This is a genomic window from Rhodoplanes tepidamans (assembly GCF_030813915.1).
Classification (GTDB): Bacteria; Pseudomonadota; Alphaproteobacteria; order Rhizobiales; family Xanthobacteraceae; genus Rhodoplanes; species Rhodoplanes tepidamans.
In genome coordinates this window covers 161,880-175,986 of sequence record NZ_JAUSUJ010000002.1, presented here as the reverse complement: position 1 = coordinate 175,986, position 14,107 = coordinate 161,880, and the positions used below count along the sequence as shown (strand labels likewise).

Below are 14,107 nucleotides of genomic sequence, written 5' to 3'. Positions count from 1 at the left end.
TGACTTGGGAGGAAAAACATGCCTCCCGGAGACGCTCGCCCGGACCGCCGCGGCGTCGGGTCCCCCGCCGTCCGACCCTGGCCGGGCCGGCCGGCGGCGCAGAACGATTGGCCCGGCACCGGCGCGGGCCTATAACGCCCGAGGGGCGGCCTGCACGAGGAGTCCGGCGTGTCCGCGAAGCTGCGCATCCTGCTCGCCGACGATCACCCGGTCGTGCTCGCCGGCATCAAGGCGCTGCTCGTCGCCGAGCCGGGCCTGGAGATCGTCGGCGAGGCCCGCAACGGCCGCACGGCGGTCAAGCTGGCGATCGAGCTCGCGCCCGACATCGCCGTCATCGACCTGTCGATGCCCGGTCTCACCGGCATCGAGGTCGCACGCGACATCCACGACGCGTGTCCGAGCTGCAAGGTCCTCGCCCTCACGGTGCACGAAGACGGAGCCTATCTGCGCCAGCTGCTCGAGGTGGGCGGGGTCGGGTACGTGCTCAAGCGGTCGGCCAGCGAGGAGCTGCTGCGGGCGATCTCGGTCGCCGCGGACGGCGGCGTCTACCTCGATCCGGCGATCCGCACCCGCCTCGCCGGCCAGGGCGTGGCGCGGCCGGCGAGCCCCGAGGGCCCCGCCGAGCCGGATCTGAGCGAGCGGGAAATCCGGGTGCTCCGGCTGACCGCGGCCGGCTACAGCAACAAGACGATCGCCGACAAGCTCCGGATCGCCGTGAAGACGGTCGAGACCTACAAGGCCCGCGCCATGGGCAAGCTCGGCTTCCACTCGCGGGTCGAGATCGTGCGGTACGCCCTCGGCAAGAACTGGCTGGCCGAGGAGTGAGCGGGGCGCGGCACGGCCGGACCCCGCGGCCGGGCGGCATCAGCCGGATGGACGCGGCGTCCGGGCCGGCATAATCATGGCGGCGCAGTTGTCGCAACGGGCCCTCTGAAGGAACCCCATGCAGGACGGTCGTGTCCCGGTCGAGCCGGACGGCTCCGGCGTCGTGGACCTCACGAGTTGCGACCGCGAGCCCATCCACGTTCCGGGCGCCATCCAGCCGCACGGCCTGCTGTTCGCCTGCGCCGAGGGCGACTTCCGGATCATCAGCGTCAGCGCCAACCTGCCGGCGCTGCTCGACCTCGATCCGAAGGACGTGGTCGACCGGCCGATCGAGGTGACCTTCGACGAGGCGAGCCTGGGGCGCTTCCGCCTCGCGCTGCGGCAGAGCGAGGGGCCGTCCGGCGTCCCGATCCTCATGCAGTTCCGCGGCGGCGGCGGTGCCGGCCTCGACAGCGTCGTGCACCGGCACGACGGCCTGGTGTTCCTGGAGTTCGAGCCGCGCGGCGACGAGAGCGAGGGCGCGCACGCCTTCTTCCGCCGCACCAGCGGGGCGATCCGTCGCCTGCAGGCGGCCCGCACGCTGGCCGACGCCTGCGCGGCGGCGGCCCGCGAGGTCCGCAACATCACCGGCTTCGACCGCGTGAAGGTCTATCGCTTCGCCTCCGACTTCAGTGGCGAGGTCATCGCGGAGAGCCGCGACGACGGAATCGAGTCCTTCCTCGGGCTGCACTTCCCGCCGTCCGACATCCCGGCCCAGGCGCGGGCGCTCTACACCCTCAACCCGATCCGGATCATCCCGGACATCGACTACCGTCCCACCCCGATGGTACCGAACCGCCATCCCACGACCGGGCGGCCGATCGACCTGAGCTTCGCGGTGCTGCGCAGCGTCTCGCCGATCCATCTCGAATACATGCGCAACATGGGCATTCGCGGCACCATGTCGATCTCGATCCTGCGCGGCGACCGGCTGTGGGGCCTGATCGCCTGCCACAACCGGCTGCCGCGCCATGTCGGACACGACGCGCGCCAAGCCTGCGAGATGGTCGCACAGGTGCTGGCCTGGCAGATCGGCGTGATGGAGGAGGACGCCGTCACCCGCCACAGCCTCAAGGGAAAGGCGATCCAGCGCCGCCTGCTCAGCGACATCGAGGAGCTGCGCGACCACCGGGCCGGACTGATCGGCAACAGCGAGGCGCTGCTCGACCTGATGGGCGCCTCCGGCCTCTGCCTGTACGGGCGCGACGGCGTCACGACGATCGGCCGGACGCCGCCGATCGCCGCGATCGAGCGGATCGTCAACTGGACGATCCGGGCCGACGGCGCCGAGCTGTTCCAGACCGACCGCCTGCCGCTGCTGTTCCCCGAGGCCGCGGAGTACGCCGACGTCGCCTCGGGCGTGCTCGCCGTCCCGCTGTCGCGTTCGCCGCCGCGCCGGGTGATGCTGTGGTTCCGCCCGGAGGTCACCCAGACGGTGCGGTGGGGCGGCAACCCGGAGAAGCCGGTCGAGCCGGGCCCCGACGGCGGTCGCCTGCAGCCACGGAAATCCTTCGCGGCCTGGACCGAGGAGTCGCGGGGACGGGCCGTCCCGTGGCTGCCGCACGAGATCGTCGCCGCGGTCGAGCTGCGCGAGCTCGTCATCGACGTGATCCTGCGCAAGGCCGAGGAGCTGGAGAGCGTCAACGTCCAGCTCGCCCGCAGCAACGAGGAGCTCGAATCCTTCGCCTATGTGGCGTCGCACGATCTCAAGGAGCCGCTGCGGCACATCGAGGCCTTCGCCGGCCTGCTCGGCGAGACGATCCGCGGAACCGGGGACGCGCGGCTCGGCGCCATGGTCGGAGGGATCGAGAGCTCGTCGCGGCGCCTGCGCAACCTGATCAACGACCTCGCCGAGTTCTCCCGGCTAGGCCGGCACGCCCAGCCGCTCGCCCCGGCCGCCCTCGACGAGATCGTCCGCGAGGTGATGGACGACATGCGGCAGCGGATCGAGGAATCCCGGGCGACGGTCTCCTGCGAGCCCCTGCCCACCGTCGAATGCGACCGCAACCAGATGCGCCAGGTGCTGCAGAACCTGCTGTCGAACGCCCTGAAGTACCGGCATCCGGGCCGCCCCTGCGAGATCCGGATCTTCGCCCGGACCGACACGGTCGGCGAGCACCGCGATGCCGACGCGGACGCCTTCGTCCGCGTGTTCGTCGCCGACAACGGCATCGGATTCGACCCGAAATACGCCGAGCAGGTGTTCGAGCCGTTCCAGCGCCTGCACGGCCCCGACGAGTACGAAGGCAGCGGCATCGGCCTCGCGATCTGCCGCAAGATCATCCAGCGGCACGGCGGCAAGGTCGGGGTCGAGGCGGCCCCCGACGAGGGCGCGACCTTCTGGTTCTCGCTGCCGCTGCCCGCCGGGCGGGACGGACCGTCCGCCCCGCCGGCCATGACGTCAGGCGTCGACTAGGTGCGACCATGGGCGAGCATGCTGTTCCCGACGACGATGCGCCAGCCGTCGACCTGACGAGCTGCGACCGCGAGCCGATCCACATCCCGGGCCGCATCCAGCCGCACGGCGTCCTGCTGGCCTTCGTCGAGCCGGCGCTCCGCCCCGTGTCGGTCAGCGCCAATGTCGAGACGTTCGCCGGCCTGCCGGTGAACGCCGTGCTCGGCGCGCCGCTCGCGGCCTGCATGACCGGGCCGAGCATCGCCCGCCTGGAGGCCGTGCTCGCCGGCGACGATCCCGCCGCCGCGAACCCGATCGCCATCACGCTGCGCGCCGCGGACGGCGCGCGCGAGGTCGACGGCATCCTGCACCGCCACGACGGGCTCGCCATCCTGGAGCTCGAGCCGCGCGGCGAGGACCCCCGCCCGTCGAGCGCCTTCTTCCGCGGCATCCGGGCGGCGATCCGGCGGCTGCAGACCGCCGCCGACCTTCCGCAGGTCTGCGCCATCGCGGCCCAGGAGGTGCGGCGGATCACCGGATTCGACCGGGTGAAGATCTATCGCTTCGCCGCGGACTGGACCGGCCAGGTGATCGCCGAGGATCGCGGCGGCGGCATCCCGTCGCTCTACGACTTCCACTTCCCGGCGTCCGACATCCCGGCCCAGTCGCGGGCGCTGTACACGGTCAACCCGGTGCGGATCATCCCCGACATCGGTTACACGCCGGCGCCGCTGGTGCCCGACCGCAACCCGCTCACCGGCGGACCGATCGATCTCAGCTTCTCGGTGCTCCGCAGCGTCTCGCCGGTCCATGTCGAGTACATGGTCAACATGGCGGTGCACGGCGCCATGTCGGTGTCGATCGTGCGCGAGGGGCGGCTGTGGGGCCTGATCTCGTGCCACCACACGCTGCCGCGCTTCGTCGCCTACGAGGTCCGGCAGGCCTGCGAGCTGATCGCCCAGGTGCTGACCTGGCAGATCGCGGTGCTCGAGGAGGCGGCGATCGTCCGCCACAGCGTGCGGGTGCGGGCCGTCCAGCAGCGCCTCCTGCACGGGCTCGGCAGCAGGCGGGACGTGAATGCCGGTCTCGTCCGCGGCGGCGACGAGATGCTGTCGCTGATGGACGCGGCCGGGTTCGCGCTGTCGGGCTTCGACGGCGTCACCACCTATGGCCGCACGCTCTCCGAGCCGGAGATCACGGCGCTGGTGGGCTGGCTGTCGCGCAGCGACTCGCGCGACGTGTTCCAGACCGACTGCCTCGGCGCCGCCGTCCCGGCCATCGCCGCCGATCCCGCGCGGGTGAGCGGCGTCCTGGCCGTCCCGCTCGGCCGCGCCTCGACCTACTACATGCTCTGGTTCCGGCCGGAGGTGGCGGAGACGGTCACCTGGGGCGGCGATCCGCACAAGCCGGTGCGCATCGGGCCGCTCGGAGAGCGGCTGCAGACGCGCGCCTCGTTCGACGCCTGGCGCGAGGTGGTGCGCGGCCGGTCGCGTCCGTGGCAGCCGCACGAGATCGTCGCCGCGATCGACATCCGCGATCTCGTCGTCGACGTCATCCTCAGCAAGGCCGAGGAGCTCGAGGGGGTGAACCGCCAGCTCGCCCGCAGCAACGACGAGCTCGAGTCGTTCGCCTATGTCGCGTCGCACGACCTCAAGGAGCCGCTGCGCCACATCGAGGCCTTCGCCGGGCTGCTGAAGGAGTCGCTGCCGAAGGATCCGGACGGACGGCTCGGCGCCATGGTGGGCGGCATCGAGACCTCGTCGCGGCGGCTGCGGGCGCTCATCAACGACCTCGCCGAGTACTCCCGGGTCGGACGGCAGGCGCGGCCGCTGGCCGCCGTGCCGCTCGACGAGGTGCTGGCCGACGTGCTGGCCGACCTGCGGCCGGTGCTGGAGGAGACCGGGGCGAGCGTCTCGGCGGTGAGCCTGCCGGTGGTGATGTGCGATCGCAGCCAGATCCGGCAGGTGCTGCAGAACCTGATCTCCAACGCCGTCAAGTATCGCCACCCGGACCGCACGCCGGCGGTCGCGGTGCGTGGCACGGTGGAGACCGGCCCGACCGGCGAGGCGGAGCGGCCGGCGGGCGCCGAGCCCGGCCGCCACGTGCGGATCACCATCGCGGACAACGGCATCGGCTTCGACGAGAAGTATCGCGAGCAGATCTTCGAGCCGTTCCAGCGGCTGCACGGCCCCGACGAATACGAGGGCACCGGCATCGGGCTCGCCATCTGCCGCAAGATCGTGCAGCGCCACGGCGGATCGATCTCGGCCACCAGCACCGCCGACACCGGCGCGACGTTCACCTTCACGCTGCCGATGCGCAGCCTCGACGACGGAGACCGAGCGTGACGACCCGCGAGGCCGCATCCCCGACCGTGCTGGTCGCCGAGGACCACAACCACGACAAGTTCATCCTGCAGGAGGTCTTCTCGCGCGCCGGCATCCGGGCCGATCTACGCTTCGTCAGCGACGGCGAGCAGATGCTCGACTATCTCTACCGGCGCGGCGCCTTCGCGGCGCCCGGTACCGCTCCGCCGCCGAGCCTGGTCCTGCTCGACCTCAACATGCCGCGGCTCGACGGCCGCAAGGTGATCCGCTTCGTGCGGGCCGACGAGACTCTCCGGCACCTGCCGGTGATCGCGCTGTCGACCTCGGAAAGCCCGAAGCACATCACCGAAGCCTACGCGATCGGCATCAACGCCTATCTGATCAAGCCCGCCAACATCCCCGACTACGTCGCCAAGATCTCCTCGCTCTGGGACTTCTGGATGTCGGCCGCGTCGCTCCCGTCCATGGAGGTCCGGCCGTGAGCGTCTCGACGCGGGCCATGCTGGTCGACGACGCCGAGATCGAGTTCCTGACGCTCGAACGCATGCTGCGCCGGCTGCCGGGGCCGAAGCGCGAGCTCGACTGGGTTCCGAACTACACGGCCGGGCTCGCCGCCATGGAGCGGGGCGAGCACGACATCTATTTCGTCGACATCCGGCTCGGACCGGACAGCGGCCTCGGCCTCATTCGCGAGGCCCGCAGGCGCGGCGTCCTGACGCCGATGATCGTCATGACCGGCTTCGGCAGCGACGAGGTGGATCGCGCCGCCACCGAAGCGGGCGCCAACGACTATCTGGTCAAGGGCGAGTTCGACCACGTGCTGCTGGAGCGTACGATCCGCTACGCCGAGCGCAACGCCCGCGACCTCGTCGAGCTCGACCGCCGCCTGGCGGAGAGCGAGGCGGCCCGGCGCGAGCTGAAGATCCAGACCGAGCGCCGGGCGCGCGCCGAGGCCGAGCTGTCCGAGGTCCTGCGCCGGATCGTCGGCGACCAGGAGACCGAGCGGCGGCGCGTCGCGCGCGAGCTGCACGACAGTCTCGGCCAGTCGCTCACGCTGCTGCAGCTCGGCCTCGACGCGATGGCGCGGACGCTCGCCGGCGGCGGCGACGTGCGCCGCGAGATCGGCTCGCTCAAGGATCTCAGCGTCCGCATCAGCGAGGAGGTGAACCGGCTCGCCTGGGAGCTCCGGCCGACGGCGCTCGACGATCTCGGCCTGCAGGAGGCGATCCGGCAGGTGCCGGCCGACTGGCAGTCGCGCTGCTCGCTCGCCTTCGAGACGCATCTCGCGCTCGACCGGCGGCTTCCGCCCGAGGTGGAGAGCGCCCTCTACCGCGTCCTGCAGGAGGCGATCACCAACGTCGTCCGCCATGCCGGCGCCAGCCGGATCGGGATCATCCTCGACGGGGCCGCCGACGCGGTCCGCCTGATCGTCGAGGACGACGGATGCGGATTCCCGGCCGACGACGCGGCGGCGGCGGACGCGCCGTCGCGGCGCCTCGGCCTGCTCGGGATGCGCGAGCGCCTGTCCTCGGTCGGCGGGTCGCTGGAGATCGAATCGAGCCGCGGCCGCGGCACCACGCTGTTCGCCCGCGTCCCGCTCCGGACCTGACCGGCCGCATCGGGCCCGGCATAGTCCTTCGGGACAGGATCCTCATCCCCGGGATGTAGGGGCCAAAGCCCCTACATCCGTCTGCCCCGTGTCCCTATGGTCGTCCGACACGCGGATGCAGGTGCCGGTCTCGCGTTCCGGTACCCGCTCCGGCGTCTCCCGGAGCAGGACATGGGTGGGGTCGCGCGAGTCCGGTGGACTCCAGAAACGCTGATCGTCGGCATCGCCGTGGTGATGCCCGACGGGACGCTGCGCGACCAGAACGCGGCGTGGCGATCGATGGACCGCCCGCGCGATCGCGGCGATCCGGCGATCGACCGCGACTCCGAGTTCCTGCGGACCGTCTGGATCGACCAGGCGCGGCACTTCCACGAGGTGATCGCCGGTCGATGCAAGCTGTTCACCTGCCTGGCGGAGGATCGGACCTCGGAGGGCCGGACCCTGCTCGTCGCGATGCCCCGCGGAGCGGAGCCCCCCCACCCGCTGACCCTGCTCCGGCTGAGCATGGCGGGCCTGCTCCCGATCGATCCGATCGGCGCCGAATCGGCGACGGCGAGCATCCCGGAGCCGCGGTTCGTGATGGACCTGATCGTCCGGACCATCGAGCAGACGATCCGGACCGCCATCTCGTCCCGTCCGGCCGTGGCGGAGGACCGCGTCTCGTCCGGTGTCGCGGACGGCACCGCGGTCGACGACGCCCACACGGCGATCCTGCGGTTCCTGACCCCGCGTCAGCGCGAGATTCTCCGCCTCATGGGGATCGGACGGTCCAATGCCGAGATCGCCGCCGAGCTCGGCATCTCGATGAACACGGTCAAGCTCCACGTCTCCGCGATTCTCCGCCGGCTCGACCTCGGAAACCGGATGCAGGCGATCGCGATCGGCGCCCGCATCTGCGACCGCCGCCTCGGCGACTCGTGACCGAATCGAACGGCGCGGGCCGGCATGCTGGATGCCGCCGCCCCCCGGCCCCGGCGTCTGCGCCGCCCGGACTTCGTGTCCCACGCCGAAATTTTAGAGGAATGGCGGTCCCGACAGGACTCGAACCTGTGACCTTCGGTTTAGGAAACCGCTGCTCTATCCGGCTGAGCTACGGGACCGACGGGACCCGACTAGCATAATCCTCGGCGACGTGCATCCTGTCGGCGGGGCGGCAGACCGGCGATGCCCGTCCGGTGCCGCCGTCCGCTCCCGCTGCGGCCATGGCACCTCTCCGGTCCCGCTCCCGACGGCGCGCCGTCCTGACGGCCGCGCTGCTCGCCGTGACGGCCCTGCCCGGATCGCCCGGCCCCGCGGCGGCACAGCCGGCCGGCGGGACGCCACCGCCCGGGGCCTCCATCGCACGCTCCGCCACCGCTGCGCCCGGGCCGCCCGCACCCGCCGCCCTGTCCTGCCCGCTCCGCACCGTCGCGACCGCTCTGGTCGCCGCGGTGCCGGACGGCCGGACGCTGCGGCTCGCCGACGGCCGCGAGGCCGTGCTGGCCGGGATCGAGGTGGCGCCGGCCGCCTCGGCCGCCGGGGCGGCGTCCCGCGACGCGCTCGCCGCGCTGGTCGCCGGACGCGAGGTCGACCTGCGGCAGGGCGTGCCCCTGCCCGACCGCTGGGGCCGCCTCGCCGCCTGGGCGAGCGTCGAGGAGGGCGCCCGCTCGCTCCAGCTCGTCCTGCTGGCGCAGGGACACGCCCGGGTGGCGGCCCGGGTCGAGGACCAGGCCTGCATGCCCGCCCTGCGGGCGGCCGAGCGGGCCGCCCGCGCCGCCCTTCTTGGCCTGTGGTCGGACCCCGTCTATGCTGTGCTCGCGGCCGAGCGGCCGGCCGAGATCCTGAAGCGGCGCGGAGAGTTCGCCGTGGTGGCCGGCCGCGTCGATTCGGTGCGCGAGAGCGGCGCCACCATCTACGTGAACTTCGGCCGCCGCTGGTCCGAGGCGTTCGCCGCCACGATCCCCAAGAGGATCGAGCGGGCGCTCGCCGCGGCCGGGCTCGATCCCGGGCGGCTCGCCGGCCGCCGGATCGAGGTGAGGGGAGTGGTCGAGCAGCGGGGTGGGCCGCGGATCGAGATCCTGCGGGCCGAGCAGCTCACGGTCGGGGGACGGCCGGACGAGACCCGCTGAGCGCGGCAGCGCCGCGTGTCGACGACGGACGCGGCATCGCCGCATGGTCCTGCGACGGGCGCGGCAGCGCGCGCCGGGGACCGACGAGCGTGGCACGGCCGTGCCACAGGGACGGGACGGTGGGAGCGGTCGAGGGGCGCGACGGGAAGCGGCTTCGGTGGCAGGACGCCAGGGTGCGTCTCGCCGCCGTGCTGCTGTTCGCGCTGGCGCTGCCCGGCTGCTCCTCCTGGGTCGCGACGCTCGACGACCAGACCGGCAGCGTCGCGGCGCCGCGGCGCGAGACCGCCGCGCCGCTCACCCCGGCGCAGCGCGAGCACCGGCGCATCCTCGCCTCCTATGGCGGCGCCTATCACGACGCCCGGCTGGAGGCGATGATCGCCGGCATGGTTGAGAAGCTGGTCGCCGCCTCCGAGCGGCCCGATCTCCGCTACCGGGTGACGATCCTCAACTCGCCGTCGATCAACGCCTTCGCGCTGCCGACCGGCGACCTCTACGTCACCCGCGGCCTGATCGGCCTCGCCAACGATTCGGCCGAGCTCGCCGCCGTGCTGGCGCACGAGATGGCGCACGTGCTGGCCCGCCACGCGGCCATCCGCGAGGACCAGGCCCGCCGCGTCGCCATGGCGAGCGCCGCCGCGGCCGACCCGACCGACACCACCGGCGCGCTGGCGCTGGCCAAGACCAAGCTCGCGCTGGCGAGCTTCTCGCGCGCCCAGGAGTTCGAGGCGGACGGCATCGGGGTGGGGATCGCGTCGCGCTCCGGCTACGACCCGCACGGCGCGCCCCGCATCCTCACCGCCATGGGCCGGTTCTCGGCGCTGCGCTCGGCGAGCGGCACCGATCCGCGCTCGCTCGACTTCCTGTCGTCGCATCCGGCGACGCCGGAGCGCATCGAGAACGCGCTCGCCAACGCCCGCCAGCACAATCCCGGCGAGCGCGACCGCGCCGCCTTCCTGGCCGCCGTCGACGGGCTCGTCTACGGCGAGGACCCGGTCGAGGGCTTCGTGCGCGGCCGCCGGTTCCTGCATCCCAAGCTCGGCTTCACCTTCACGGCGCCGGAGGGCTACACGCTCGAGAACACGGCCCAGGCGGTGATCGGCAGCCGCGACGGCGGCGACCAGGCGCTGCGGCTCGACATCGTGCGGCCGCCCGCGGACCAGAGCCTCACCGCCTATCTCAACGCCGGCTGGATCGAGAACATCGAGCCCGGCTCGGTGGAGGAGACGACGGCCGGCGGATTTCCGGCCGTGACGGCGACCGCCAAGGGCGATCCGTGGTGGTTCCGGATCGTGCTGGTGAAGAACGGCGCCGAGGTCTACCGCTTCGTCTTCGCGACCCGGTCGCGCAACGCCGAGATCGACCGCGGCTTCCGCGAGTCGGCCGGCTCGATCCGCCGGCTGTCGCTCGCCGAGGCGAGGAACGCCAAGCCGCTGCGGCTGCGCGTCGTCACGGTGCGGCCGGGCGACACGGTGGAGAAGCTCGCCGGCCGGATGGCGCTGATCGACCGTCAGGTCGAGCGCTTCCGGGTCCTCAACGGGCTCGGCCCGACCGACACGGTCCGGCCGGGCGACAGGATCAAGATCGTCGTCGAGTAGTCCGGCCGCCATCCGCGCGGCCGACGGATCGCAGGACCGGGTCGGCGCGTTGACGGCACCGGGAAGATCCTCTGCGGACGATCCCTCCGCGAGACCGAAATGCCCTCCGGGCGGCCCGGCGGAGCAGGTTTTTTCGTTTTTCGCGCCGTGAGTTGTCCAGAGAGAATGGATCTTCTAAGCAGGCGGACGAAACCGCCGGCCCGGCCCGCCTGCCGGGCCCGCGAGCCCGTCGAATTGTCCAGGTCGAACGCTTCAGTGGAGACATGCCATGGCCGAACCCGCGCTGAAACCGGTGCCGTCGTCCGAGCTGCGGACCGCGGGTCGCGGACGCGTCTACGATTCGATCACCGAGACCATCGGTGACACCCCGCTGGTGCGCCTGAACCGCCTGCCGCAGCTCCAGGGGGTCAAGGCCCACATCCTGGCCAAGCTGGAGTTCTTCAACCCGATCGCCAGCGTCAAGGACCGCATCGGCGTCGCGATGATCGACGCCCTCGAGGCCGAGGGCCGGCTCACCCCCGACTCGGTGCTGATCGAGCCGACCTCCGGCAATACCGGCATCGCGCTCGCCTTCGTGGCGGCGTCGCGCGGCTACCGGCTGATCCTGGTGATGCCGGAGTCGATGTCGATCGAGCGCCGCAAGATGCTGGCGCTGCTCGGCGCCGAGCTGGTGCTCACCCCGGCCGCCCAGGGCATGAGCGGCGCCGTCGCCCGCGCCGGCGAGCTGGCGCAGGAGATTCCGAACGCCATCATCCCGCAGCAGTTCAAGAACCCGGCCAATCCCGAGATCCACCGCCGCACCACGGCCGAGGAGGTGTGGAACGACACCCACGGCGCCATCGACGCCTTCGTGTCGGGCGTCGGCACCGGCGGTACCATCACGGGCGTCGGCCAGGTGCTCAAGAGCCGCAAGCCGTCGGTGAAGATCGTCGCGGTGGAGCCGGAGGACAGCCCGGTGCTGTCGGGCGGCAAGCCCGGCCCGCACAAGATCCAGGGCATCGGCGCCGGCTTCGTGCCCGACGTGCTCGACCGCGCCGTGATCGACGAGGTGGTGACGGTCGGCAACCAGGCCGCCTTCGAGACCGCCCGGGCGCTCGCCCGCTACGAGGGTATCCCGGCCGGCATCTCGTCCGGCGCCGCCGTCGCCGCCGCCCTCAAGATCGGCGCCCGGCCCGAGTTCGCCGGCAAGACCGTGGTCGCGGTGCTGCCGTCCTTCGCCGAGCGCTATCTCTCGACCGCGCTGTTCGAGGGGCTCTGACCGGCGGGCGCCGACCGGCCGCCGTCGCCGGCCGCGCCGGTTCGGCGCGGCTCCGACGGCGCCCTCTCCGGTGAGGACATTCTCGACGACGATACCCCCGACGCCGGCCGGTCCTCGCCCGAGGGCCGGCCGCTCCGCTGTCCGGGGTTCGACCGGTCGCGGCGGAGCGCGACGAGCTGCCAGACGCCGAGCGCCACCGCGGTCCCGGTGAACAGCACCTCGATGGCGACGAGCGGCCAGTCCATCGGGCCGGCGGCTCAGCCCCGGCGCGCCGGGTCGGAGGCCTCGGGCTTCGGCCTGTCCCGCTTCACCCCGCGCAGCTCGCGAATCGCGAACCAGAACACCACACCGAGCACCAGCACGAGCTCGATCAGCACCAGCGTGCCGGACCCGCCGTCGCCATCCATGACCGCCTCGCTTCCGTTCCGTCCGGCGTCTCAGCGGGCGCCGCGTATCGGCGCCAGACCGCCGTCGGGCGGCGTGCTGTCGTTGGCGGGCGCCCCGACGAATGCCGGCAGCGCCGTCGCATCGGCGCCTTCGCGCGGCGGTGCCGTGTCCGCTGCCGCGGCGGCGGCGCTTTCGGCGATGGCGAGATCGCTCGTGCGGTAGCCGATGCGCCAGCTCATGAACGCCCCGTAGCCGGCCAGCACGGCCAGCACGCCGGCGAGGTCGAAATACGAGAGCTGCTCCTCGCCGCCCAGCATGACGAAAAGCACCAAGGTCTTCACCGCCGCATAGGCGAGGAAGAACAGGATGACGGGCCGCATGATCTCGCCGAAGGCGGCGACCGAGCGCAGGCCCGGCTCGGCCGGCAGGATGCCGCGTGCCGCGGCGGCCGCGCGGGCCGCCAGGACCCTGCGCTTGTGGGCGAGCCCGGCGATCACGAAGCCCGCGGCCGCAGCGAAGAAGACGACGCCGATCCAGTACCTCATGCTGCGCTCCCGCTGTCTCGACTCGGGTGTCCGCGGCCAGCGCACCACACGGCTGGAGCGAAGGCAACTCACATGCACGCGTCCCTGCACGCGCCGGCATGGGCCATAAGGCCGCGCCCCGGCGTGGCCCGGCGGAGCCGGCCAACGCGCCGCCGAGCGCAGGACGGGCTTCGCGCTCTCCCTGATTGTTTTTGTTTTTTCTAGTTCTAGCATTCCTCCTGCGGGGGTCGCCTCCGCTGTGTCCGGTACGACCGAGCCCCCGCCCGTCCGGATCCTCGACCGACAGCGCTGGCGTTCCACAACGTTGGACATGAGGAGAGGAACATGACGAGATGGCTGCGGGGCCTCACCGTCGTCGTCGCCGTGCTGGCGGCCGGGACGCTGTCGTTCGACGCCGTCGCCCAGGGCGCGAAATCGAAGCAGAAGCAGCGCACCCCGACGATCAGCTTCCAGGAGGACATCGTCCCGATCCTGAAGGGGCGCTGCGTCGACTGCCACCAGCCGGGCGGCGCCGGCTTCGACACCTCGGGCCTCGACCTGCGCACTCATGCCGGCGTGATGAAGGGCACCAAGTTCGGCCCCATGGTGGTGGCCGGCGATCCCGAAGCGTCGAGCCTGATGGCGCTGCTCGACTGGCGGGTGAAGCCCGAGATCCGCATGCCGCACGGCATGAAGAAGCTCTCGACCTGCGACCGCGACGCGATCCGGCGCTGGATCCGCGAGGGCGCGCTGAACAACTAGGCCGCGTCACCCATCGACACCCGGGTTCCGTGGATCGCGAGGTCACGCCGGAGCGCAGCGGCGCCGCGACGACATGTCGGCACGCCCGGCCGGCCGCGCTCCGCGACGGCAGAGGAGGAAGAATCGCCGGCGCGGCGCGCGGCGCGGCATTTCGACCCGACGCGCTTGCGCGGATGCCGGCCGGTGCGCACCATCCGCGCACGGCCGGGCCGGCGCGGGCCCGGACGGCCAACCGAACGTTAACGGCGGCGGGCTAGGCTGGCCGCCCGGCAATCGCG

At 72.4% G+C, this 14,107-nt stretch carries 12 protein-coding genes and 1 tRNA gene; 10 read left to right on the top strand and 3 right to left on the bottom strand.

The annotated features are described in order from the left end of the window. Window positions 1-168: 168 nt before the first annotated feature. The 6 genes from J2S22_RS03495 to J2S22_RS03470 all read left to right on the top strand — a co-directional run bounded on the left by J2S22_RS03495 (window position 169) and on the right by J2S22_RS03470 (window position 8,116). Window positions 169-825, top strand: a complete 657-nt coding sequence (locus J2S22_RS03495; RefSeq protein ID WP_272775826.1) for a response regulator — start codon at window positions 169-171, stop codon at window positions 823-825. 118 nt (window positions 826-943) lie between these two features. Further along, window positions 944-3,280: an ATP-binding protein gene (locus J2S22_RS03490; RefSeq protein ID WP_272775827.1), complete on the top strand. Its 2,337-nt coding sequence runs from the start codon at window positions 944-946 to the stop codon at window positions 3,278-3,280. A gap of 8 nt (window positions 3,281-3,288) precedes the next feature. Next, window positions 3,289-5,607, top strand: coding sequence for an ATP-binding protein (locus tag J2S22_RS03485; RefSeq protein ID WP_272775828.1), 2,319 nt, complete (start codon window positions 3,289-3,291; stop codon window positions 5,605-5,607). After that, window positions 5,604-6,068: a response regulator gene (locus tag J2S22_RS03480; protein ID WP_272775829.1), complete on the top strand. Its 465-nt coding sequence runs from the start codon at window positions 5,604-5,606 to the stop codon at window positions 6,066-6,068. Before J2S22_RS03485 ends, J2S22_RS03480 begins: the two co-directional genes overlap by 4 nt. After that, a complete protein-coding gene (locus J2S22_RS03475) occupies window positions 6,065-7,195 on the top strand; it encodes a hybrid sensor histidine kinase/response regulator (protein WP_272775830.1) in 1,131 nt (376 codons plus the stop codon). The genes J2S22_RS03480 and J2S22_RS03475 overlap by 4 nt, the downstream gene beginning before the upstream one ends. Before the next feature lie 171 nt (window positions 7,196-7,366). Next, on the top strand, window positions 7,367-8,116 hold the full coding sequence (locus J2S22_RS03470; RefSeq protein WP_272775831.1) for a helix-turn-helix transcriptional regulator: 750 nt from the start codon (window positions 7,367-7,369) through the stop codon (window positions 8,114-8,116). 102 nt (window positions 8,117-8,218) lie between these two features. On the opposite strand, the gene J2S22_RS03465 is transcribed toward J2S22_RS03470, so the two are convergent. Continuing rightward, window positions 8,219-8,295 (bottom strand) — tRNA-Arg (locus tag J2S22_RS03465). A gap of 102 nt (window positions 8,296-8,397) precedes the next feature. On the opposite strand from J2S22_RS03465, the gene J2S22_RS03460 reads away from it, so the two are divergent. From J2S22_RS03460 to cysK, 3 genes are all read left to right on the top strand, one after another. Beyond that, window positions 8,398-9,303 (top strand): thermonuclease family protein, encoded by a 906-nt coding sequence (locus tag J2S22_RS03460; RefSeq protein WP_272775832.1) that lies wholly within the window; start codon window positions 8,398-8,400, stop codon window positions 9,301-9,303. Between the two features lie 173 nt (window positions 9,304-9,476). Then, window positions 9,477-10,898: a M48 family metalloprotease gene (locus J2S22_RS03455; protein WP_272775833.1), complete on the top strand. Its 1,422-nt coding sequence runs from the start codon at window positions 9,477-9,479 to the stop codon at window positions 10,896-10,898. 268 nt (window positions 10,899-11,166) lie between these two features. Then, window positions 11,167-12,156 (top strand): cysteine synthase A, encoded by a 990-nt coding sequence (gene cysK / locus J2S22_RS03450; protein WP_272775834.1) that lies wholly within the window; start codon window positions 11,167-11,169, stop codon window positions 12,154-12,156. A 257-nt stretch (window positions 12,157-12,413) separates the two neighbouring features. Here cysK and J2S22_RS03445 read toward each other — a convergent pair whose 3' ends face one another. Together J2S22_RS03445 and J2S22_RS03440 are read right to left on the bottom strand one after the other, a co-directional pair. Beyond that, window positions 12,414-12,563, bottom strand: a complete 150-nt coding sequence (locus tag J2S22_RS03445) for a hypothetical protein (RefSeq protein ID WP_272775835.1) — start codon at window positions 12,561-12,563, stop codon at window positions 12,414-12,416. A gap of 30 nt (window positions 12,564-12,593) precedes the next feature. Then, the gene (locus J2S22_RS03440) at window positions 12,594-13,088 is read right to left on the bottom strand and encodes a hypothetical protein (protein ID WP_272775836.1); all 495 of its coding nucleotides are present in this window, start codon (window positions 13,086-13,088) and stop codon (window positions 12,594-12,596) included. 324 nt (window positions 13,089-13,412) lie between these two features. Between J2S22_RS03440 and J2S22_RS03435 the strand changes: the two genes are divergently transcribed. Beyond that, window positions 13,413-13,829 carry a c-type cytochrome domain-containing protein gene (locus tag J2S22_RS03435; protein ID WP_272775837.1) on the top strand — a complete coding sequence of 139 codons (417 nt, stop codon included), beginning with the start codon at window positions 13,413-13,415 and terminating at the stop codon, window positions 13,827-13,829. The last annotated feature ends 278 nt before the right edge of the window (window positions 13,830-14,107 follow it).